Annotated in this window: 24 protein-coding genes; 9 read left to right on the forward strand and 15 right to left on the reverse strand. The window is 35.9% G+C overall.

Translation table 11 applies throughout. From position 1 onward, the window contains the following. Together ADH31_RS10210 and ADH31_RS04515 are read right to left on the reverse strand one after the other, a co-directional pair. Window positions 1-706, reverse strand: a 706-nt coding sequence (locus ADH31_RS10210) for a hypothetical protein (protein ID WP_049509197.1), incomplete at its 3' end; no start/stop codon positions are given. A 293-nt stretch (window positions 707-999) separates the two neighbouring features. Next, window positions 1,000-1,968: a hypothetical protein gene (locus tag ADH31_RS04515; RefSeq protein WP_049509215.1), complete on the reverse strand. Its 969-nt coding sequence runs from the start codon at window positions 1,966-1,968 to the stop codon at window positions 1,000-1,002. 247 nt (window positions 1,969-2,215) lie between these two features. Between ADH31_RS04515 and ADH31_RS10365 the strand changes: the two genes are divergently transcribed. Then, window positions 2,216-2,278 (forward strand): hypothetical protein, encoded by a 63-nt coding sequence (locus ADH31_RS10365; RefSeq protein WP_398578145.1) that lies wholly within the window; start codon window positions 2,216-2,218, stop codon window positions 2,276-2,278. Window positions 2,279-2,380: 102 nt separating this feature from the next. Here ADH31_RS10365 and ADH31_RS04520 read toward each other — a convergent pair whose 3' ends face one another. The 7 genes from ADH31_RS04520 to ADH31_RS04550 form a co-directional block, all read right to left on the reverse strand. After that, on the reverse strand, window positions 2,381-3,073 hold the full coding sequence (locus ADH31_RS04520; protein ID WP_049509198.1) for a YjjG family noncanonical pyrimidine nucleotidase: 693 nt from the start codon (window positions 3,071-3,073) through the stop codon (window positions 2,381-2,383). A 74-nt stretch (window positions 3,074-3,147) separates the two neighbouring features. Further along, entirely contained in the window at window positions 3,148-3,486 is a 339-nt protein-coding gene (locus ADH31_RS04525) for a type II toxin-antitoxin system RelE/ParE family toxin (protein ID WP_049509216.1), read from the reverse strand. After that, window positions 3,479-3,772 (reverse strand): hypothetical protein, encoded by a 294-nt coding sequence (locus tag ADH31_RS04530; protein ID WP_049509199.1) that lies wholly within the window; start codon window positions 3,770-3,772, stop codon window positions 3,479-3,481. The genes ADH31_RS04525 and ADH31_RS04530 overlap by 8 nt, the downstream gene beginning before the upstream one ends. 104 nt (window positions 3,773-3,876) lie before the next feature. After that, entirely contained in the window at window positions 3,877-4,851 is a 975-nt protein-coding gene (gene pta / locus ADH31_RS04535) for a phosphate acetyltransferase (protein ID WP_049509200.1), read from the reverse strand. Between the two features lie 15 nt (window positions 4,852-4,866). After that, window positions 4,867-5,766: an RluA family pseudouridine synthase gene (locus tag ADH31_RS04540; protein WP_049509201.1), complete on the reverse strand. Its 900-nt coding sequence runs from the start codon at window positions 5,764-5,766 to the stop codon at window positions 4,867-4,869. Next, window positions 5,763-6,581, reverse strand: a complete 819-nt coding sequence (locus ADH31_RS04545; protein WP_049509202.1) for an NAD kinase — start codon at window positions 6,579-6,581, stop codon at window positions 5,763-5,765. Before ADH31_RS04545 ends, ADH31_RS04540 begins: the two co-directional genes overlap by 4 nt. After that, window positions 6,565-7,236, reverse strand: coding sequence for a GTP pyrophosphokinase (locus ADH31_RS04550; RefSeq protein WP_049509203.1), 672 nt, complete (start codon window positions 7,234-7,236; stop codon window positions 6,565-6,567). The genes ADH31_RS04545 and ADH31_RS04550 overlap by 17 nt, the downstream gene beginning before the upstream one ends. Window positions 7,237-7,370: 134 nt before the next feature. Here ADH31_RS04550 and ADH31_RS04555 point away from each other — a divergent pair, with 134 nt between their 5' ends. From ADH31_RS04555 to ADH31_RS04585, 7 genes are all read left to right on the forward strand, one after another. Continuing rightward, the gene (locus ADH31_RS04555) at window positions 7,371-7,940 is read left to right on the forward strand and encodes a CYTH domain-containing protein (protein ID WP_049509204.1); all 570 of its coding nucleotides are present in this window, start codon (window positions 7,371-7,373) and stop codon (window positions 7,938-7,940) included. A gap of 124 nt (window positions 7,941-8,064) precedes the next feature. Next, the gene (locus ADH31_RS04560) at window positions 8,065-9,009 is read left to right on the forward strand and encodes a ribose-phosphate diphosphokinase (RefSeq protein WP_049509205.1); all 945 of its coding nucleotides are present in this window, start codon (window positions 8,065-8,067) and stop codon (window positions 9,007-9,009) included. Window positions 9,010-9,024: 15 nt separating this feature from the next. Beyond that, complete coding sequence (locus tag ADH31_RS04565; protein WP_049509206.1) at window positions 9,025-10,140, forward strand: cysteine desulfurase family protein; 1,116 nt, start codon at window positions 9,025-9,027, stop codon at window positions 10,138-10,140. A 4-nt stretch (window positions 10,141-10,144) separates the two neighbouring features. Further along, on the forward strand, window positions 10,145-10,492 hold the full coding sequence (locus ADH31_RS04570) for a DUF1831 domain-containing protein (RefSeq protein WP_045762949.1): 348 nt from the start codon (window positions 10,145-10,147) through the stop codon (window positions 10,490-10,492). A gap of 9 nt (window positions 10,493-10,501) precedes the next feature. Continuing rightward, window positions 10,502-10,717: a DUF4649 family protein gene (locus ADH31_RS04575; protein WP_049509207.1), complete on the forward strand. Its 216-nt coding sequence runs from the start codon at window positions 10,502-10,504 to the stop codon at window positions 10,715-10,717. Between the two features lie 80 nt (window positions 10,718-10,797). Next, window positions 10,798-11,439: a redox-sensing transcriptional repressor Rex gene (locus ADH31_RS04580; protein WP_000660647.1), complete on the forward strand. Its 642-nt coding sequence runs from the start codon at window positions 10,798-10,800 to the stop codon at window positions 11,437-11,439. 15 nt (window positions 11,440-11,454) lie between these two features. Continuing rightward, entirely contained in the window at window positions 11,455-12,144 is a 690-nt protein-coding gene (locus ADH31_RS04585) for a gamma-glutamyl-gamma-aminobutyrate hydrolase family protein (RefSeq protein WP_049509208.1), read from the forward strand. A 23-nt stretch (window positions 12,145-12,167) separates the two neighbouring features. Here the strand turns inward: ADH31_RS04585 and radC are convergent, their stop codons facing one another. Both radC and ADH31_RS04595 read right to left on the reverse strand, forming a co-directional pair. Further along, window positions 12,168-12,848: a RadC family protein gene (gene radC / locus ADH31_RS04590; RefSeq protein WP_000286951.1), complete on the reverse strand. Its 681-nt coding sequence runs from the start codon at window positions 12,846-12,848 to the stop codon at window positions 12,168-12,170. Window positions 12,849-12,911: 63 nt separating this feature from the next. Beyond that, on the reverse strand, window positions 12,912-14,192 hold the full coding sequence (locus ADH31_RS04595) for an O-acetylhomoserine aminocarboxypropyltransferase/cysteine synthase family protein (RefSeq protein WP_049509209.1): 1,281 nt from the start codon (window positions 14,190-14,192) through the stop codon (window positions 12,912-12,914). 191 nt (window positions 14,193-14,383) lie between these two features. Between ADH31_RS04595 and ADH31_RS04600 the strand changes: the two genes are divergently transcribed. Further along, complete coding sequence (locus ADH31_RS04600; protein WP_049509210.1) at window positions 14,384-15,079, forward strand: VIT1/CCC1 transporter family protein; 696 nt, start codon at window positions 14,384-14,386, stop codon at window positions 15,077-15,079. 581 nt (window positions 15,080-15,660) lie between these two features. Here ADH31_RS04600 and ADH31_RS04605 read toward each other — a convergent pair. The 4 genes from ADH31_RS04605 to ADH31_RS04620 all read right to left on the reverse strand — a co-directional run bounded on the left by ADH31_RS04605 (window position 15,661) and on the right by ADH31_RS04620 (window position 20,977). Next, complete coding sequence (locus tag ADH31_RS04605) at window positions 15,661-16,161, reverse strand: hypothetical protein (RefSeq protein WP_049509211.1); 501 nt, start codon at window positions 16,159-16,161, stop codon at window positions 15,661-15,663. Continuing rightward, complete coding sequence (locus ADH31_RS04610) at window positions 16,158-16,781, reverse strand: ATP-binding cassette domain-containing protein (protein ID WP_049509212.1); 624 nt, start codon at window positions 16,779-16,781, stop codon at window positions 16,158-16,160. Before ADH31_RS04610 ends, ADH31_RS04605 begins: the two co-directional genes overlap by 4 nt. Continuing rightward, a complete protein-coding gene (locus ADH31_RS04615) occupies window positions 16,778-18,760 on the reverse strand; it encodes a hypothetical protein (RefSeq protein ID WP_049509213.1) in 1,983 nt (660 codons plus the stop codon). Before ADH31_RS04615 ends, ADH31_RS04610 begins: the two co-directional genes overlap by 4 nt. 219 nt (window positions 18,761-18,979) lie before the next feature. Further along, window positions 18,980-20,977: an ABC transporter permease gene (locus ADH31_RS04620; protein ID WP_049509214.1), complete on the reverse strand. Its 1,998-nt coding sequence runs from the start codon at window positions 20,975-20,977 to the stop codon at window positions 18,980-18,982. Window positions 20,978-20,992 lie beyond the last annotated feature (15 nt).

The raw sequence follows: 20,992 nt of genomic DNA on the forward strand, positions 1-20,992 counted from the left end.
AGCCTATTATTTCAAAAACACTATCATTGTATTTTTCAAATTTTTTAGTTGCTGTACTTTTTAAATAACCTGAAATACAATTTACAAAAGAGTAGTAATACTTAGAGTCACGAAATGAATTGTATTCTGCACTATGAAAACTTGGATCGAGAATTCGTGCTGATAGCACATCTTCCATAGTGGGTTTTGTGGGCATTTTAATATCAGTCTGCAGATAAGCATAATAGGTTTCCTTATCAAAGAAAGCTCCATCTACTGCTATCAAAGCACCGTATATGCCATCTTCATACTGAAAAACAATCACAGCACCGTTCCTATATTTGCTTTCTACAGGAACAGGCGGAGCAATTCTCTTTTTGGGATTTTCTTTTTTTATACTAATTTTTTCTAAAAACTTTTCTAGATTTTCACTTCTTTGTTCTAAAAATTCACTATCTGCACCCAATTCTTGGGCAAGTTCTAAATCCTCTTTGTTGAGAATGATTTCTTTAATTTCAAGCAAGAATTCGTCATCTAATTGCCCAACTTCCCATAAACAGTGTGCCAAGGCGAACAAGACATCATACATATCGTCATCGTATAAATCCGACGTCAAGTCATTTTTAATTGTATTTGCATCTTCTCCTTGATTGTATCTCTCGAAGAATTCTTCTTTAATATCTAAGGAGATGTCATTTCCAAAAATCGTTGCATCCCATGTGCCCATAATTTCAAGACTCCTATCTACTTTTAAAAAGTTCTAAATATTTTACAAGGTTTTGCAAAGAATCTATTGTTCAGAATACTCAGAAAGATAACTGATCATTATAAAAAAAAACTATCATGATATCTTTCAAATCTTTTCCTTGCAGGACTTTTCAAATACCTTCTAAATCTATGCTGACAACAAACTAGATTAAATCTCCCCTTAGCCAGAGATAAGGAGAGATTACTAAAACTATACTTAAGCACATATTAAAGATTAAATTTCTATTATTTGACTTTCACCCAATAAATAAACTATTTAACAATCAAATAATGTGCATCTTTTATCTTATAATTTTCTAGATTGATAACTGTTTGTTTCTTATCAACAATATCATATTTAACCAGAGAATCATTAAATAAAAAATAATAGATGTTGTCTTTAAATGTAAAATACGGTGCAATATATTGCTCTGTACTAAAGCCTTCCAGATGAATAATATCTTCTTCTAAATTGTCTAGATTGACTGTAGTAAAGGAAAATTCGCCATTATATAATCCCTCATTCTCTATAATCAATTGATTATTTTTAGCATCATAGTGAATATTTGTTGGATACTTATCAGGAATATCGATATAATTCTTGCTCTGACTCTTTAAATCAAAAACCATTATTTTATTTCCCGACTTATATTCTCCATCAGAATTGCGCCCACTAAGTGCTTCCACAATATACAAGACATCATCTACATTAACCATTCTCATATATGCTGATGTTTCGTCAAGATTATATTTTTCCACGATGTTGAACTCTTTATCCATTTTCCAAATTTCCGTATTAGGAACTTGGGTTGATAAATCCAATGTGGTTACAAGTAAGTATAAATAATTATCTACAATAACAAACTGTTGACTGGCATTTAACTGACCATCATTTTTCACGGTAACATTAGTAATAACCTCTAAATTATTATCATATTTATAAAATTCAATTCTATCTGTAAAGACAGCAGTTGCATATAAATAATCCCCATCTGTTATAGATGCGTATGCATCATTTCCTTCTGCTAATTTAAACGTTTCACTTAAATTTTCCTTATTAATTCTAGAGACATATCTTTTTAGACCTGAGGTATCTTTTGTTTTTGCAGTTGAATAGGATCCTGCTTCCGAAAAACTTTCTGCCCAATAGATAAATTTCTCTTTTCTAGATATATTAACCTTGAACTCATTTAAATCATAATCATCAAAGACAGCTATTTTATCGCTATCCCAGATAGCCATTTTATAATCATCTACCGAATTTACCTTATTTGACTGACAGGCACTTAGACAAATAAGGCAGCAACAAGCACTTATTAACATCAACATGAAGTTTATGGGTCTTTTATTACTTTTCAATATCATACTGATTTGCTCCTATATAGCTTTTTTATACCAATTTAAGACGTTCAAACAGATGAATAGATAATTTATTGACTAGTTTAGATGCTTCTTTTTCAATACCTACTTGATTAACTGTACTACCAATTTGATATCCATATACAACTTAACGGTAGATGACAATCACAATATTCTTGTCATTATATCCTAGTATGATTTATTATATCAAAAAAATAAAACGTTTTCAAAAAATACTAAAATTTCTTGCATTCAATGCTCCAGGTTTTCTAGAATTTTATATATTTTGTGATTTTTAAAGGAGCCCCAAGCAATCAAGCAGAGCCTGATAAGAGTCGACTTCATAAGTTGGCTGAGCTTGTGTCTTATTTTCCAGATGATGAGGATTGTACCAGATGGTATCGATGCCAGCATTATTTCCACCTTGAATATCAGCTGACAAAGAATCACCAATCATAAGGGTCTGATTTTTATCAAAGTTAGGGATTCGAGCTCCAATTTTTTCATAAAATTCAGCATCTGGTTTTTGCGTATGGAGCTGTTCTGATATGAAAATTTCCTTGAAATATGGTGCAATTCCAGATTGTTCCAAACGACCTGTCTGAATATAGGTGATTCCATTTGTCGCAGCATAGAGTTCATAGCCCTTACTTATCAATTTTTTTAATAAATCTTCGACACCTGGGAAAGTCTGTCCTTGTTTTGATAGGAAAAACTGGTAGCGCTCTGCTAAGTAAGCCCCATCTTTTTCAATGACAAAGTGAGCAAACAATTTTGCAAAACGTGTCTTAATTAACTCAGCCTTTGTAATTTTTTTCTGTTCCAAATCCTTCCAAAGGGCTTTGTTCATGGGTACATAATAATCTTTGTAAGTTTGGATATCCTCAACTCCTTCCTCTTCTAAGAGTTGCGTCAGAGCTATATCCTCAGCAGCATCAAAATCGAGTAAGGTGTGATCGAGGTCGAATAATAGAAATTTGTATTTCAATTTTAAAAACTTCCTTTCTTGGGGGGACAAAGAGTGGGACTAAATGATTCAAAAAAATTTAAAAAATTTTACCTCTACTTATTGAATAGCTTAGCCCAATTCTGCTTGGAATTTAAAATTCTGGAGACATAAACCTCATATTTGTCGATATAATAAAAAGCTAAGTAATTTTCAATTGGCATATATCGATAACGTTTTCCGTCATCTGTTAATTCACCATAACCTCGACTTGAAACCAAAGGACATGCTTCTGGAAAGGTTTCTAAAGTTTCTAGTGCCGTTAGAATAAGGTCTAGTTTACTATCGGCAGATTGCTGGCTGTAAAAATTCAGTACAATATAATCATGTATTTCTCTCAAGTCTTTCTTAGCTTGATCCGTAAGAGAAACATGGTAACGCTTATGATTAGTCAAGTCCAAATTCCTTTCTTACATCTGCCAAAGACGTTAGTTTACCTTGCTCAATTTCTTGATGTCCCATCAAGATTTCCTTTTTCAAGTCTTCAAAAGCAACCTGATATTGAGTCTCTTGTAAATCACTAAATACGAACTCTTTAGGATCAACTGCACCTGTCGCAATTTTACGAAGTGCAGCATTAAAAATATCTGATAGAGTTAACTTTTCATCAGCTAAGATTTCTTTCGTTTGTTGGTAAAAAGTCGAATCTGCTCGAAAATTAACAGGTTGAGTACTTGCCATGATTAATACCTCTTTGTAAAGATGATTTGTAAATACATTTTATCATCTTTAGATTTGAAATTCAACGAAAAGCTCCTTTAACAGAAAAGGAGCTATCTTGTATTTTATTGGTGTACAGCTTGTGCTGCTGTGATTAGAGTAAGTTTGAAGACGTCGTCTGAGTTACATCCACGTGAAAGGTCATTAACTGGTTTGTTCAAACCTTGCAATACTGGACCAACCGCTGCAAAGCCACCGAGACGTTCTGCCATCTTGTAACCAATATTCCCTGCTTCAATACCTGGGAAGATAAAGACGTTTGCTTGTCCAGCAACCTTGCTTCCTGGTGCCTTAAGAGCAGCTGTTTCTGGAACGAAGGCAGCATCAAATTGCAATTCCCCATCAATTTCAAGGTCAGGACGAAGATCATGAGCAATCTTAGTTGCTTCAACAACTTTATCTACGCTTTCACCAAAACCAGAACCTTTAGTTGAATAGCTTAGCATCGCAATTTTTGGTTCGATACCGAACATCTTAGCTGTGATAGCAGAGTTAATCGCAATCTCTGCCAATGCTTCAGCATCAGGATTGATATTGATTGCACAGTCACCAAATAGGTAACGCTCAGTGCCACGAACCATAAGGAAGGCACCTGAAGTACGACTAACATTTGGACGTGTTTTAATGATTTGAAGGGCTGGGCGAACAGTTGCCGCAGTAGAGTGAATAGCTCCTGAAACCATTCCATCTACCAAGCCCATGTATACTAACATAACACCAAAATAGTTCACGTCTTTAACCAATATTTCGCGAGCTTCTTCTTCAGTCATTTTTCCTTTACGACGTTCTACAAGTGATGCTACCATGTCTTCAAATTGAGGGTAATGTGCAGGATCGATTACTTCATAACCATCCATGATTCCTTCGATTTCAAGATAGATTTTAATTTTATCAGGATTTCCAAGTAGGACAGGAATAACTTCTGTTTCTTTTACGATGCGTTTTGTAGCTTGAAGAATACGTGGTTCTTCACCTTCAGGCAAAACAATACGTGCATTTTTACCAACTAGGTTGGCTTTTAAATTTTCAAAAACTTCCATGAGTTTTTACTCCTTTTAAGATAAATTATTATTTGATAACTGAGTAATAAGGGTGTTGAAATCATCCGGCAGTGGACTTTCCATCTCCAACTGCTCTTCAAGAAAAGGATGATAAAACGATAAGTAATGGCAATGCAGAGCTTGACGCTCTATGCCATGTTCAAGACTACCACCATATAGGTCATCACCAAGCAAAGGGAAACCTATATGGGAGAAATGGACACGAATCTGGTGTGTCCTTCCTGTATGCAGTCGAATATCAACTAGATGAATATTGCCATAAGACTCAACTATACGATAGGAAGTATGGGCATACTTACCACCTTTTGCAACTCGTCTAGTAATGATTGAATCTAAGTCACGGGCAATCGGTGCAATAATCTCACCTTGAGGTTCCAGAAAACCATCTCCTTTAACCAGAGCAAAGTATCGCTTTTCAATGGCTTTCTTTTGCAATTGTTTGTCTAGTCTAGCATGAGCATAACCATGTTTCGCAAAAAGCATCAAACCCGAAGTATCTCGATCTAGTCTGGTTACAATGTGGACCTGCTGATTTTCGTAGTTCTGATTCACATAGTAGCCCTTGATAAAGTTAGCTATGGTATTAGAATGATTGACGCTCGGAATTGAGGCCACACCAAAGGGTTTGTTTAGAATTAAGAAATGATCATCTTCAAACAGAATATCCAGTGGATAATCAATGGCTTCCAGTGTCTCGAAACCTTCCTCAGGAGGAATGTCGATGACAACCACATCCCCAATATCTAAGAGATAGGTTGCATTTTGTGGATGACCGTTTACGCAAATATCTCCACCTCGAAACTTGATTTTGGCAAGTAAACCTTTCGAGACTTCGTGTTTTTTTAAAAAGGTCTTTACCTTGACATGTTCGTCAGCAATAAATTCAAACCTCATTCATCCACCTCACCAATAAAGGCATCCTTGACACGATTCCAAAAACTAGTATGGCTTGGTGTTGCGACAAAGTGGATCTTGTGGTGGTCTATTTGGTATTCTATTCTTTCAATATTACGGTAAGAATAAATGCTATTGTCAACAGAAATCGTATGATAATCATTGCGAGTCGGTATCAATTCAATCTTATCCTTCTTAGGCACAATGATAGACGAACCTAAGGTTCGGTAGACACGATTGTTGAGACTCGCAATTTCTGTCAATTGAAGGGCCTCAATAGTAGGATGCAAAACAGCTCCACCAAGAGATTTATTATAGGCTGTACTCCCGGTTGGCGTCGATACCGTCAGGCCATCTCCTCGAAAACGTTCAAATGGCACTTGGTTAATGATAATATCGGCCACCATTGTCCTATCAGCTCTCCGAATGCTAGCCTCATTCAAAGCTCGGAAAATCTTCACTTCTCCGTTTTCCAAAAATACCTTTACATTTAAAAGTGGGTAAGACACACGAGCTCCAGTATCTAACTGTAAATTAGTAAGCAATTGATCTAGTTCAAAATCACGGTAATCCGTATAGAAACCTAAATGACCCGTGTGAACACCAACGAAACGAACCTTATCCAGCTGGTCTTCATACTTGTGAAAAGCAGACAAAAGCATCCCATCCCCACCTATGGAAATCACGATATCGGGATGTTTATCATTTAATATAAAGTTATTCTTTTTTAGTCGATCTCTTAATTCATATAAGACTCTTTGACTTTGAGGTTTGCGATTAGCGATTAGATCAATTCGTTTACCTGTATTCTTCATCGGTATCGTCACTATTACCTACCCCGTCATTTAACTTTCTATACAATGGATCAAAGAGTGCCTGTGCTTCCTGGATATCATCACGAATTTTACTCATTTCTTCATCTAATTGATGGGATATCCTTGCAGTAATTTCCAAGCGTTTCTTAATTTCTTCTGGAAAATCGCCTTGATATTTATAATTAAGAGAATGCTCGATGGTAGCCCAGAAATTCATAGCCAAGGTACGAATCTGAATCTCCACCAGAATCGTTCTTGCCCCCTTGATTGTGTCAACAGTATACTCAATAATCAAATGGTAAGAACGATAGCCTGAAGCCTTTCGATGAGTGATGTAATCACGTTCTTGTACCACTCTCATGTCTTGCCTCTTACGGAGGATGGCAACAACCTCGCTCACGTCATCTACAAATTGAACCATGACGCGTAAACCTGCAATATCTTGCAAGTCCTGTTCCAACGTATCGTATCCAATCCCTCGACGAGCCATTTTTTCTTTTATACTTTCGATCGGTTTGACTCGACCAGTTACAAACTCAATTGGAGAATGTTTATTTTGTTTGCGGTATTGTTTTCGAATACCTCGGAGTTTTATCTTCAGCTCTCCGACAGCCTGAATGTAAGGATCTAAAAATTCTTCCCATTCTGTAATCATATATCTTTTTCATCCAATTCTCTATACACTTCGATTTATCTAGCTTTTGATTTTCTATGAAAAATCTTATACAATAAATACAATGCTTATTATACCATATAATCGCTTTCAAAGATAAGGAAAAAGTAAAAAAAATGAAACATTTAGAAATTGAAATGAAAACACTTCTAAACAAGGATGAATATCAAAGATTGCAGGAGCACTTTTCAGGAGTCACACCTATTACACAAAAAAATTACTACCTAGACACGCCTGATTTTTACCTTCGCCAACATAAAATCGCTATGCGCATTCGTACTTTTGATAATAGCGCTGAATTGACCATAAAAATTCCCCAAACAGTTGGGAATATGGAGTACAATCAAGATCTCAGTCTTGTGGAAGCAAACCATTGTCTTAAAGAATGTAAACTTCCGCAAGGAATGATTCTTGACGAATTAACTAGCCGTGGACTTTCAACCAGTGGCTGGGTAGTTTTAGGTTGCTTAACTACTGTTCGCTACGAAAAGCAAACTCCGATCGGACTCATGGCACTTGATCAAAGCCAATACTTTGATATTGTTGACTATGAGCTTGAATTAGAAGTAGAAGATAGCAACCAAGGAAGTCTTGATTTCCAAGAATTTTTACAAACCAATGAAATCCATTACAAAAAAGCTCCTTCAAAATTGGTTCGTTTTATAGAAAATATGAAAAAATACTGAAATAATCTTCTTTTTTTGATAAAATAAAAGGGATGAAAAATAATAGAATCTGTTGTAGAGAGCTTTTATCACTAAAAGTGTTTCACTACAGCGATTCACTTAGTTTAAAGAGGACGGTTTATCGATGTCAGATACAAAAAACATGAAACTTTTCGCACTATCTTCCAACCAGGAAATTGCTCAAAGAATCGCAGAGGCTGCAGGTGTTCCACTTGGAAAAGTATCTTCACGCCAATTTTCAGATGGTGAAATCCAAGTTAATATTGAGGAAAGTGTTCGTGGATATGATGTTTATATCATCCAATCAACTAGTTATCCAGTAAATAACCACTTGATGGAACTTTTGATTATGGTTGATGCTTGTGTTCGCGCAAGTGCTAATACTATTAACGTTGTACTTCCATACTTCGGCTACGCTCGCCAAGATCGTATCGCTTCTTCTCGCGAACCACTTACTGCAAAACTAGTTGCAAATATGTTGGTGAAAGCTGGAGTTAGTCGTGTATTGACTCTTGACCTCCATGCCGTTCAGGTTCAAGGATTCTTTGACATTCCTGTAGATAACCTCTATACAATTCCACTTTTTGCAAAACATTACTGCGATAAAGGTTTGACTGGTTCAGATGTGGTTGTTGTCAGTCCTAAAAACTCTGGTGTAAAACGTGCGCGTAGTCTTGCAGAATATCTAGATGCTCCAATTGCCATCATTGATTATGCACAAGATGATTCTGAACGCAGTCAAGGTTACATCATCGGAGATATCGAAGGTAAAAAGGCAATCTTGATCGATGACATTCTGAACACTGGCCGTACCTTCTCTGAAGCTGCTAAAATCTTAGAGCGTGACGGCGCAACTGAAATCTATGCAGTTTCAAGTCATGGCCTATTCGTTAACGGTGCTGCAGAGTTATTAGATGCAACAAATATTAAGGAAATCTTGGTTACAGATTCTGTTGTGACAGAAAGTAGAAAACCTAAAAACGTGCAATACATCACTGCTAGCGAATTGATCGGTGATGCTATGGTTCGTATTCATGAAAGAAAACCAGTTAGTCCACTATTTAAATAGAAATTAGGTGAGTTTTTGATTTATTTGGATAATGCTGCAACGACTCCGATGTCTTCAATAGCTATCTCAGCAATGACTCAAGTCATGCAAGAAACTTATGGCAACCCTTCTAGTATTCATGGCCATGGGCGCCAAGCAGGTAAACTATTACGAGAAGCTCGTCAAGAACTAGCTAGTTTACTAGGAACAAAGCCACAACATATATTCTTTACCACTGGTGGCACTGAAAGCAATAATACTGCTATCATTGGTTACTGCCTTCGCCATCAAAATCATGGAAAGCACATTATCACTACTGCGATTGAGCACCATGCTGTTCTAGAACCCATCAAATACTTGGTTGAAAATTTCGGTTTTGAAGTGACTATTTTACAGCCTGAACATCAAGAAATTACTGCAGACCAGGTCAAAAATGCACTGCGTGAAGATACCATTCTTGTTTCTACTATGTTTGCAAACAATGAAACTGGTACACTTTTACCTATTGCTAAAATTGGTGAAGTTCTAAAAAATCATCCAGCCGTCTATCATGTCGATGCGGTTCAGGCAGTTGGTAAATTTGAGATTCTTCCCGAAAAATTGGGAATTGATTTTCTTAGCGCTTCTGCACACAAATTTTATGGTCCAAAAGGAGTTGGTTTTCTCTATGCTGCATCTACAGATTTTGACTCCTACCTTCATGGTGGCGATCAAGAGCAGAAAAAAAGAGCAGGAACAGAAAATCTTCCTGCCATTGTGGGAATGGTAGCAGCTCTAAAGGATGATCTTGAAAACCAAGAACAAAACTTTAAAAAGGTTCAAAAACTAAAAGAAACATTCTTAAAGGAAATGGCTGACACAGACTATTATCTCAATCAAGGGAAAGACCAGCTACCTTATGTCCTTAATATTGGATTCCCAGGTCAACGTAATGATCTACTACTCCTTCGTCTAGATCTTGAAGGTATTTCTATTTCAACTGGCTCTGCTTGTACTGCAGGTGTCGTTCAGGTTAGTCATGTTCTTCAGGCTTTCTACGGTGAAGACTCTCCTCGCTTACACGAATCCGTTCGCGTCAGCATTTCACCTCAAAATACAGAGCAAGAAATAATCACTCTCGCACAAACTCTAAAAGAAATCATTGGAGGTTAACTCAATGGCATTCGAAAAAACCATTAGTCTTAAAAATTGCCGTTATGATTACACACTTAGCCCAACCGTCAAAAAGTTCACTCTAAAAGATAACACTTTTTTTGAAACTAAGGTTGGTAATTATGAACTAACACGTCTTCTTGAAAAAGTTCCAAATAGTGGGGAAGGTTTCCAACTTAAGATTATCATCAACAAAGACTTAACTGGTGCAAAAATCAACATCACTGATAAATTTGGTCTACGTTTGGTTGATATCTTTAAGTCAGAAGAAACTCATATCCACCAAGAGAAATTCTACTTCTTGATGGACAGTCTTGTTGAGCGTGGTGTCTTCACTAAAAGTGAAAGATAGGGGGACCCTATGTTTCGATTAAACTATAAGGATGCCTATCAAGTCGATCGCCTTTTAGAATACGAAGATTACGAAGCACTCATGCTGTCACTTTCAGGATGTGTGACTCTTCCAGATACGACCGTCATTACTTCTCTTACCTATAAGGGAAAAGAAATCTATCAGGGACTTCTAGGAGATCTCTATCGTTTTCTTTATCACTATGATTTTACAAAGATAAACTAAGATTTTCTTAGTTTTTTCTTGTTTTTGTTGATTTTTTCACAATCTTTCTATAAAATAGTATTTAGAAAGGTTGTGATTTTGTGAAAGAAAAACAGTCTGCTATTCCAAAAGCAACAGCAAAGAGACTTTCTCTTTATTATCGTATCTTTAAAAGATTTCATGCAGAAAAGATTGAAAGAGCCAACTCAAAACAAATTGCCGAGGCTATTGGTATTGATTCTGCTACCGTTAGACGAGATTTTTCCTACTTTGGTGAACTTGGTCGCCGTGGATTTGGCTATGATGTCAAAAAACTAATGACGTTTTTTGCTGATCTTCTAAATGATAATTCTATTACAAATGTTATGTTGGTGGGTATTGGTAATATGGGGCACGCTCTCCTTCACTACCGTTTCCACGAACGAAACAAAATGAAAATCATTATGGCTTTTGATTTGGATGACCATCCTGAAGTTGGGACGAAAACTCCCGATGGAATTCCAATTTATGGAATTTCCCAAATCAAGGATAAAATAAAAAATGCAGATGTAAAAACTGCAATTTTAACTGTTCCGAGTGTCAAATCACAAGAAGTAGCTAATCTACTTGTCGAAGCAGGTATTAAAGGAATTTTAAGCTTTTCACCCGTTCATCTCCAACTACCAAAAGATGTGGTGGCTCAATATGTGGATTTAACTAGTGAATTGCAAACTCTCCTCTATTTCATGAGAAAAGAGGATTAGAAAGCGAAAGCATTTATGAAAAAACCAGTTATTGGGATTACAGGAAACGAAAAAGCTCATCCTGATGATGATCTGATGATGAGCTATGCTGCAAAGGGCTTTGTTGAAGGAGTCAAGGAAGCTGGGGGAATTCCCATTATCCTACCAATTGGTGATCAAGAAATGGCCAGCTACTACATTGGCTTGATTGATAAACTCATTTTAACTGGTGGGCAAAATGTTGATCCCAAGTTCTACGGTGAGCCTAAAACGATCGATAGCGATGACTACCACCTTCAGAGAGATATTTTTGAGCTAGCTCTTATAAAAGAAGCCATTAAACAGAAGAAACCGATTTTTTCTGTTTGTCGAGGCACCCAGCTCTTTAATGTGGCTATGGGAGGAACTCTTTATCAAGATATTGAAGATCATTGGCAGGATACTTCAGCTGAGTATACAACTCAACGTTTAGTCACCGAGCCTGATACTATTCTTCGAGATATCTATGGAGAAATCTCTCATATCAATTCTTTCCATCATCAGAGCATTAAAGATCTTGCTCCAAATCTAAAGGTTGTCGCTCATGATCCTAAAGATGGTATTATCGAGGCTGTAACAACGACTGATGGTTTCCCTTACCTCGGTGTTCAATGGCATCCGGAATTTCTTTTTGAAAATCGCCCCAAAGATAAAACACTTTTCGACTATGTCGTCAATGAATTGTAAAACCTGTATCATATACAGGTTTTTTAAATCAGATCCGTCTTCTCACGGTAACTAAAATAATCAGAATGTGAAACAATGAGATGGTCCAATAAGACCAAACCCATTAATTCGCAGGCTTCTTTAACAAGTTTCGTAACATGGTCATCATTTCTACTAGGCATGACAGCTCCAGATGGATGATTATGAACAAGAATCACGGATGTTGCCATATGCTTTAGAGCATAGTGGAGAATTTCCCTTGGTTCCGCAATACTTCTAGTAGCAGATCCAATAAAAATGGTTTGCTGATGAATAATTTGATTTTGTGTATTCAGATAGAGCGCCACTAGGTGCTCTTGTTTTTTATCTCCCAATTCTTGTTGCATCTTTTTAGCCAGTCTTTGACTACTCAGAATGCTCTCTGCCTCAATGGTTTCATGTTTGTGAATACGACTTCCAAGCTCAATCATAGCTTGCAATTCAATAGCTTTTACTCTCCCGATTCCTGATAAACTCTGCAGTTCTTGCAAGGTCATTTTTTTTAACTCAGTTAAACTATTTAATTGAGACAATACTTTCTGTGCAATTTCAAAAACGGTAGATTGACGAGTTCCTGTTCGTAATAAAATGGCTAGTAATTCCTGATTACTCAAACTTTCTACTCCTTCTGTCACCAAGCGTTCCCTTGGCAAGAGCGAATCTTCTTGAAATGAAATACTGTACATAAAAATCCTCCTCACTTAATTATTCGTGAGAAGGATCCTTAATTCGATAAAAACTAGTTATTTTTAGATTTTTTCAAGCGCTAGTCGTAAATCTTCAATCAAATCATCAACATTTTCAAGACCGATTGAGAGACGGATTTGATTTTTAGTTACTCCTGCTGCTTCTAGATCAGAGTCTGACAACTGAGCATGTGTTGTAGTTGCGGGATGAACTACCAATGATTTAGCATCTGCTACATTGGCTAAGTTTGAAAAGATTTCCAAGTTGTCAATCACCTTACGAGCTTCTGCTTCTCCACCTTTAACGTGGAAGGTAAAGATTGATCCAACACCTTTTGGTAAGTATTTTTCAGCCAAGGCATGGTATGGACTATCAGCTAATTTTGGATAGTTAACTTTTTCAACCTTTGGATGGTTAACAAGGAAATCAACGATTTTTTCAGCATTTTGAACATGGCGTTCAACACGTAGAGAAAGTGTTTCAAGCCCTTGCAAGAGCAAGAATGAGTTAAATGGTGAAAGGGCAGCTCCCATATCGCGAAGCAATTGAACACGAGCAGCAACGATAAAAGCTGCAGCACCAACATCACGAGTATAGCTGATATTGTGGTAACTTGGATCTTCTTCGACTAATTGAGGGAATTTCCCTGAAGCTGCCCAGTCAAACTTCCCACTATCAACGATAACACCACCGATTGTTGTACCATGACCACCGATAAACTTAGTAGCCGAGTGGACTGCGATATCTACACCGTGAGAAAAGACATTGATAAGATAAGGCGTTGCAAAAGTATTATCAGCTACCAAAGGAATCTGATGTTTATGAGCAATTTCAGCTATTTTTTCAATATCAGGAATGTTGATAACTGGATTACCCAAAGTTTCAATCAAGACAAGTTTGGTATTATCTCCAATCGCTGCTTCAACTTCTTCTAAATGATCGATATCAACAAAAGTTGTGGTGATTCCGTAACGAGGAAGGGTTTCTTTCAAAAGGTTAAAGGTCCCACCGTAGATAGTTGAAGCTGCAACCACGTGATCACCTGCGTGAGCAAGTCCAAGGATAGTATAAGTAAGAGCTGCCATACCTGACGCAGTTGCAAGTGCACCTACACCACCTTCAAGGGCTGCGATACGTTCTTCAAAGGCTGATGTTGTTGGGTTAGTGATACGAGTATAGATATTACCAGCTTTTTGAAGAGCAAAAAGCTCTGCACCTTCTTGTGTATCTTCAAATACAAAAGATGTTGTTTGGTAAATAGGAACAGCACGAGATTTTGTAGTCGCATCTACCACTTGACCAGCATGCAATTGAAGAGTTTCAAATTTAAATTCACGAGTCATATTTAGACCTCCAAAGATTTCATTAGGTTCATTGTATCACCTAATTCGTTCAGTTACAAATACAACTTTGTTATATATTGGCATAAGCAAAAGCTATGGCTATTATTAGAATTGTAGAACTTTTTTCAGATAGTTTAAAATGTTTGTGTTCACTTCTAGTATACTTTATAATGTTTACAAAGGAGAAAACAATGTCAGAAATTACACATAAAATTGATGCAAACTTTGCTGGCCGTTTAAATATCTTACGTGCTGGTGTACTTGGGGCTAATGATGGAATTATCTCTATCGCTGGAGTTGTTATAGGGGTTGCCAGTGCTACAACTAATATCTGGATTATCTTTCTTTCGGGATTAGCTGCAATCCTTGCTGGCGCCTTTTCTATGGCTGGAGGAGAGTATGTATCCGTATCTACTCAAAAAGACACGGAGGAGGCCGCTGTAGCCCGTGAACAACTACTTTTGGATAAAGATATGGATGCTGCTAAAAAATCACTCTACGCAGCCTATCTTCAAAATGGTGAGTGCGAAACTTCAGCTCAACTATTAGTTAACAAAGCTTTTCTAAAAAATCCACTTAAAGCTTTGGTTGAAGAAAAATACGGTATCGAGTATGAAGAATTTACCAATCCTTGGCATGCTGCAGCATCTAGCTTTATTGCCTTTGTCCTCGGAAGTCTCCCGCCAATGCTTTCAATAACCATCTTCCCAAGTGACTATCGAATCCCTGCTACTGTTATGATTGTAGCAATTTCACTTCTAGTCACTGGATATACAAGTGCCAAACTTGGAAAAGCACCAACCAAAACAGCCATGATTCGTAACCTTTGTATCGGCCTTTTGACCATGGGTGTCACTTATCTATTTGGACAGTTGTTTAGTATTTAAGATAAAAAATAATGCTGAGAAAAACTAGCTTAAAAATAAAACCACACAGTGATTTCAAGCTTGAATAGCATCAAGCCGAAAGAAATACTGTGTGGTTTTTGAATAGTAGACCTTTTAGAGTCTAAACTACTGGCCAATTTTGCTAGATTTATAGTCGTGAAGGTGAATCCTAACTCTGTTTAAATGGCTTATTTGCCTCTAATACTCAATGAAAATCAAAGAGCAAACTAGCCACAGGCTGTACTTGAGTACATCAAGGCGACGCTAATGCAGTTTGAATTTGATTTTCGAAGAGTATTAATTATAAACCATGACATGAGAAAGTGATTCTTTCATAAAATACTGGTACTGAACCTCTGAAATATTAAATGATGCAACAACTGCTCAATTATTGATAAACATAAATTGATGATGGGATGGACCTAACTTTGTATGCACATGATACATATAAGTAAACTGAATGTCATTGTCTTCTTCAGGACTATTTGTAAGTTTTATCAACTAAAAAGCGCGATTATCAAGATAAGATATTAGAATTAAAAATTGACTTTTTTCTATCAAAACAGGCAAATAAATCGCAATCACTTACTTTTTTCTTTAAAAGATTCATATATTTTTTTATATACCACTTTTATATCTTTTTTCTGAGAATTCAACTCTTCATTACCGTAGTCAAAATTTGCTACTACAAATCCCTCGTCAGCATTAGAAAAAGTAAAAAATTCTATTCCAATGAGTTTATTATGCTTAGAGTCCTCAATAGTGTCTCCTAAATTATTATTAAATTGCTTCACCTCTTCTTCACGAACTCCGAACCCAGAAGCAGCACCATTTGCAATGATGTTTGAAAATACTTCTTCTGAAGACACTACTTCTTTCACAGTTATGATGTATGTAGCTTCTTCCGTTTCTACTTGTTTCACTTTATTCCATTTTTCTGTATCACTAGAAGAAACCGTAAAAACTGTTAACTCCAACGTTGGTTTATTGGTATTCTCTTTTGAGATCATTTGTTTTCTAAAAAAGAAGAAGGCAAGTAACCCAGCTACAAAGATCAAAGCAATATAAATTATCTTTTTCATACATTATCCCCTATATCTTTCATATCAATGATCACATCAACTTTGTTATAGACAGCTGGATCATGCGTCGCTATAATAACATATTTGTCTTCATCTCTTTCATTTAATAATAAACGAATGATTTCTTTTCCAATCTCACCATCTAAAGCTCCTGTGGGTTCATCTGCTAAGATAATTTTACGTGGTTTCATTAACATTCTGGCAATAGCTACACGTTGAGCCTGCCCTCCAGACAATTCATATATTTTTTGATGTAAATGGTCGCTCGACAGTCCTACTTTTTCAAGTACATCAGTTATTGTTTTTTTGTCTTTAGTGATAAGTTTCAGATTATCATATACTGTTTTGTTTTCGATTAAAGAATAATTTTGAAATACATATCCAACAGTATTTTTAAAAAAAGTTCTTTCTTTTATCTTCCAAATATCCTGTTTATCAACTAAAACATTCCCACTATCAATTTTTTCTAATCTTCCTATAATATTAAGAAGGGTGCTTTTACCAGATCCGGAACCTCCAATCAATGCATAACTTTTTCCAGATTCAAATCTTAAATTTAAGTCTGTAAAGATCTTCTTTGAGCCGAAACTTTTTGAAACGTTCAAAAGGTCAATTGTCATGTTTCATCTCCTTTTAAAATTTTAGTATAGCTTTCAGATAATTTTCTAAAACTCATGATTATTGACAACATCAAAACCAGCAGAGAAGCAAGACCAATATATAGCAACTCTATTTGACCTGTCATAAGAAATGTAAATAGGATAACCATTGTAATAGTCATCATAAAATACTTGAGACTTGAAATTGCTATATATGTTTTTGACAGACCCAAAATGATTTTCTTCACATATTCATTCTGTTTTAGGGCAATATAAAGTTGGACATATTGATAAATGAGTATAAAGACAATACTGTAAATTATCTTCTGCAAGATTTGTGACAGTAGAATTTGGTGCTCTAAGGACTGGATCTTTAATTTCACAATTTGGTAAACATCTACTGGATTCATTGAAACATTCAACTGGCTAGCCATCTCATTTATTTTCTTTACCGCTTCAGGACTAAAAAGAGACTTATGTGTTATATTACTAGCTAAAGAAAACTGGTTGTTTTCAATCATTTTGTCCGTATCTAACACAACAACAATGTTATCTTTACTATCTGCTAGACTTGCCATTGGTAAAATATCTTTATTTTTATGATCGATATCAGCATCCTCATTGAAATAAAAAATTTTTTCCCCATCAGGAATTATTTGTACTGCAAGCTCTTCTTTTGTATAGTTTGTTCCAATAAATTGTTCTGCTACAACTGTATTTTCAATAGATTTCTGGTTTTCTTTCCATTTCTCAGGAATATAGATGGTTGCTATCTTATTATCTAAAAGATGATAGTTTGTTCCATTCACTTTATTTTGTAGGTTAGCACCTGTTTGATTGATATAAATCAGGTCCTTATTTATTTCTGGATTCGTTATTCCATCGTTTTCTAATTGTTTAGAAAAGTCTTCTAAAACATGAGATGTTTTCATAAGATCTGGTACATAGGCCGAGGATCGTTCTATATATAAATAATCTAAGTTTTTTAAGGAAGCAGCTATCTGTAGATACTTACCATCCGAATCATTAACTTCTCCAGTTTTGGCAGAGTTATTTTCAATTCCAAGGAACTCAATCCTTCTCCAGTCTTTTACTGTGTCCCATGGTACTAAATTCTGTATCTGGATGTTAATACTGGATTGACTACTCTTTGTTTCTTGTAAAAAAATTCCTGAGATAAGGATGATAATCGAAATAATAGCAAGCCATACGATAAAAATAAGCTTGTTTTTCGCCTTGTTTTTGATAATTTCAATGGGCTTTTCAACCTGAATCGTCAACCAAAATAAAACAAAGGTGATGAGATCAATGATTTGAAATAGTATAAAATTCGTTAAAAGAAGAGAGAAAAATAACTTAGAACTATAGGTGAAGAAACCATTTCCCAAAAAAGAACTGTAAGAAATCATCAATAAAGCCATCATAATCAGTTCAAAAATAAGAGAAATGCCATACTCTCTTCTTAGATCGTATACAGGCAAGCCCAAAGAACGTCGTATCACTCCTTCTTTAATCTGCTTCGTTCTAACAACAAATAACACAACTAATAAAGTTAAGTAAATGGAGCTCATTAACAGTATTCTTAAAGTTCCAGTAAATTGTAAGATTCCTCCTATATACCAAGGATAAGCCATATATACTGTTTGCAACCCCGTCATCGTAAGTGGTTTCAAACTATCTATATCCATTTTCCCAAGGGTGTAATACATCCCTATTATTGGTGCTGACTTTAATTGTTCATTATTTACATCATCAAAATTTACATACTTCAACTGACCAGAACTCTGAACGATTGGTTTGTAAATGGTAACTTTTTCCGTTTTTGATAAGTCACGAAGCATTTCGTATATTTCGTTATTTGAAAGATTGCTTTTTCCTTGAATAGAAAAAGCACCATCAATTGGTAAAGGTATGGGAGTTTCGGTATCGCTGATAGTGACCAGACCAATTGCAGCGATCAAACAAAAGAAAAATCCAATAGTACATAATTTTAATTTCATAAGCATTTACCATATTACAAAAGACCCTAACTTATAATCGGCTCTCTTGTTTTCATAAATTATTTTTAAAATCTATAATAATCTCAATATGCATTTAAGCGAAAATTGTTTCAAGATTTTTTCTTGAAATGTCTATCTATAATCTTTTTATCGTGAACTTTAACGTTCCCCAAATATTCGTTGGGGTTAATACTAAGACTCCTTGACAAATATTTTTTATTATATTTGAACAATTCTACGATAACTTCTTGAAGTAATTATAAAGATTAGTACATAGACTAAAGCAAAGATACCACAAATGGTAAGAGTTACGCTTAACATCATAGCTGTATCTACTACACCAATGACCTTGAGGATCAAGCTTAACATACGATATGCAAATGCTAGATGAAGGAAGGCAAAGATTACAGGGAGGAAGAAGACAGTCAAGATCTGCTTGTTAATGGTTTGCTTGATTTGTTTTTGATCCAAACCAACCTTTTGCAGGATGACAAAGCGTTCACGGTCTTCATAACCTTCTGAGATTTGTTTATAGTAGATAAGCAGTACAGTACCTATCATAAAGATGATAGAGAGGAAAATACCAATAAAGAGGACACCTCCATAGAGAGCATTCATTTGGGCAATTGCATCACTTGAACCATTACCCCCGTAAACCATAGCATCTTCACTCTTGAGATTATGGCTAAAATTATTTACATACGCATCAAAATCATCAGATAGCTTTAATTGTTCCTCTAGACTTGCGGTGACATCCATACCACCGTAGAACTGAGTGTAGACAGCAGAATCTTGGTACTGATCCAAAAAGCTTTGAAGATCTGGTACAACTAGGTAGTTAAAATCTGAAACTAAAAGGATATAGAGATTGGAAACATGGTTAGCTAAAAAATCTTGCTGGATTTCTTGCTTGATACTATACTCCTGACTGTTAAGACTAAATGATTTCTGACCTTTTAGTTGGTTATTTTTAGCCCAAAGACCTACTTCATTACCAGTAAGATTTAGCTTTTGTCCAGTCATTTTTTCATAGTCTTTTTGATCAAATACTAGAAAAACTGTCTTAGGTAATTCCGTGATTTGTTCTTTAGTCATGATGGTTAATTTAGTTCCATCTTGACTAGAAAGGCCAAAGCTAGCATAGCTAAGAACGTCTTTATTGCTAATCGTCAAGTTCTTTTCACTGGCATATTGAGTCAATAGTTGGTCTAAATTCTCAACTTCAATATTATTTCCCTTAGCCTTAACATCGAAATCATGAGGATACATGATATTTTTTATATTTTCAGAACCGTTGTAGATACTGGTTGCTGCTGACATAGTAACCAAAACCATGGTGGAGAGGATGGCAATGGTTGCTAAACCGACAGCGTTTTTCTTCATACGGAAGATAAGGTTAGAAACAGAGATGAGGTTATTTGGTTGGTAGTAATAACGCTTGTTTTTCTTGAGTAAGTGTAAGAAAACTGTAATACCCGCATTGAATAAGAGGTAGGTCGCAACAATTACCAACAGGACGGCTATAAAGAAAGTAACAGTCGCTGAAACTGGATCTTTTACGCTTTGTGCTAGATAGTAGCCACTACCTAGTGCAATTAGCCCTAGTAAAGTTTGAAGGACTAAGAAACGTCCCTTCTTCTCCCCTTTTACTTTTTCACGAGATAGTTGCAGAGCATCCATACGGATGATACGTAGGGTATTTAGAAACACAAGGACTAAAAAGATAAGACCAAATACTAGAAGAATTGAAAGGGCTACGGACCATTGAAAGGTTGCGACTAGCTCTACCTTCATCTTTGCAAGTTTAAGCAATATAGCAAAGATGAGATTGTCAAAGAGGGCACCAATCCCAATCCCAGAAGTCACTGTTACTAAACCAAATATCAGGAGCTCCTTGAAGGTCATACCAATTAAATGGCGCTTTTCTAGTCCCAACATACCATAGACACCCAGTTCTTTTGAGCGATTTTTCATGACAAAACTGTTGGCATAAAGTACGATAATGGCAGATGCGAGTGTCACTACGACAAGCCCTAGTTGTAGGGTAAATTGAATAGCGGATGCACCACGCAAATCACCAATTTTAGGATTAAAGGCTACGGAATAAAAGAGATAGCTGATAGTGACTGCCAAAATGACAGACAAAGCAAAGGGATAATAGAGTTTGCGGTTTTTGATTAAGTTGGATATGGCCAACTTATTGGTTAATCGAAACATACTAGTTCACCTCAC

The organism is Streptococcus pseudopneumoniae, assembly GCF_001072375.1.
In the GTDB taxonomy this organism is placed as follows: domain Bacteria; phylum Bacillota; class Bacilli; order Lactobacillales; family Streptococcaceae; genus Streptococcus; species Streptococcus pseudopneumoniae_L.

Coding starts and splice junctions, on each gene's coding strand:
- ADH31_RS04585 (WP_049509208.1), top strand. CDS start 11,455: ATGAAAAAACCAGTTATTGGGATTACAGGAAACGAAAAAGCTCATCCT.
- ADH31_RS04575 (WP_049509207.1), top strand. CDS start 10,502: ATGTTTCGATTAAACTATAAGGATGCCTATCAAGTCGATCGCCTTTTA.
- pta (WP_049509200.1), bottom strand. CDS start 4,851: ATGGAAGTTTTTGAAAATTTAAAAGCCAACCTAGTTGGTAAAAATGCA.
- ADH31_RS04555 (WP_049509204.1), top strand. CDS start 7,371: ATGAAACATTTAGAAATTGAAATGAAAACACTTCTAAACAAGGATGAA.
- ADH31_RS04550 (WP_049509203.1), bottom strand. CDS start 7,236: ATGATTACAGAATGGGAAGAATTTTTAGATCCTTACATTCAGGCTGTC.
- ADH31_RS04545 (WP_049509202.1), bottom strand. CDS start 6,581: ATGAAGAATACAGGTAAACGAATTGATCTAATCGCTAATCGCAAACCT.
- ADH31_RS04530 (WP_049509199.1), bottom strand. CDS start 3,772: ATGGCAAGTACTCAACCTGTTAATTTTCGAGCAGATTCGACTTTTTAC.
- ADH31_RS04620 (WP_049509214.1), bottom strand. CDS start 20,977: ATGTTTCGATTAACCAATAAGTTGGCCATATCCAACTTAATCAAAAAC.
- radC (WP_000286951.1), bottom strand. CDS start 12,848: ATGTACAGTATTTCATTTCAAGAAGATTCGCTCTTGCCAAGGGAACGC.
- ADH31_RS04610 (WP_049509212.1), bottom strand. CDS start 16,781: ATGACAATTGACCTTTTGAACGTTTCAAAAAGTTTCGGCTCAAAGAAG.
- ADH31_RS04605 (WP_049509211.1), bottom strand. CDS start 16,161: ATGAAAAAGATAATTTATATTGCTTTGATCTTTGTAGCTGGGTTACTT.
- ADH31_RS04615 (WP_049509213.1), bottom strand. CDS start 18,760: ATGAAATTAAAATTATGTACTATTGGATTTTTCTTTTGTTTGATCGCT.
- ADH31_RS04515 (WP_049509215.1), bottom strand. CDS start 1,968: ATGGCTATCTGGGATAGCGATAAAATAGCTGTCTTTGATGATTATGAT.
- ADH31_RS04540 (WP_049509201.1), bottom strand. CDS start 5,766: ATGAGGTTTGAATTTATTGCTGACGAACATGTCAAGGTAAAGACCTTT.
- ADH31_RS04600 (WP_049509210.1), top strand. CDS start 14,384: ATGTCAGAAATTACACATAAAATTGATGCAAACTTTGCTGGCCGTTTA.
- ADH31_RS04595 (WP_049509209.1), bottom strand. CDS start 14,192: ATGACTCGTGAATTTAAATTTGAAACTCTTCAATTGCATGCTGGTCAA.
- ADH31_RS04560 (WP_049509205.1), top strand. CDS start 8,065: ATGTCAGATACAAAAAACATGAAACTTTTCGCACTATCTTCCAACCAG.
- ADH31_RS04570 (WP_045762949.1), top strand. CDS start 10,145: ATGGCATTCGAAAAAACCATTAGTCTTAAAAATTGCCGTTATGATTAC.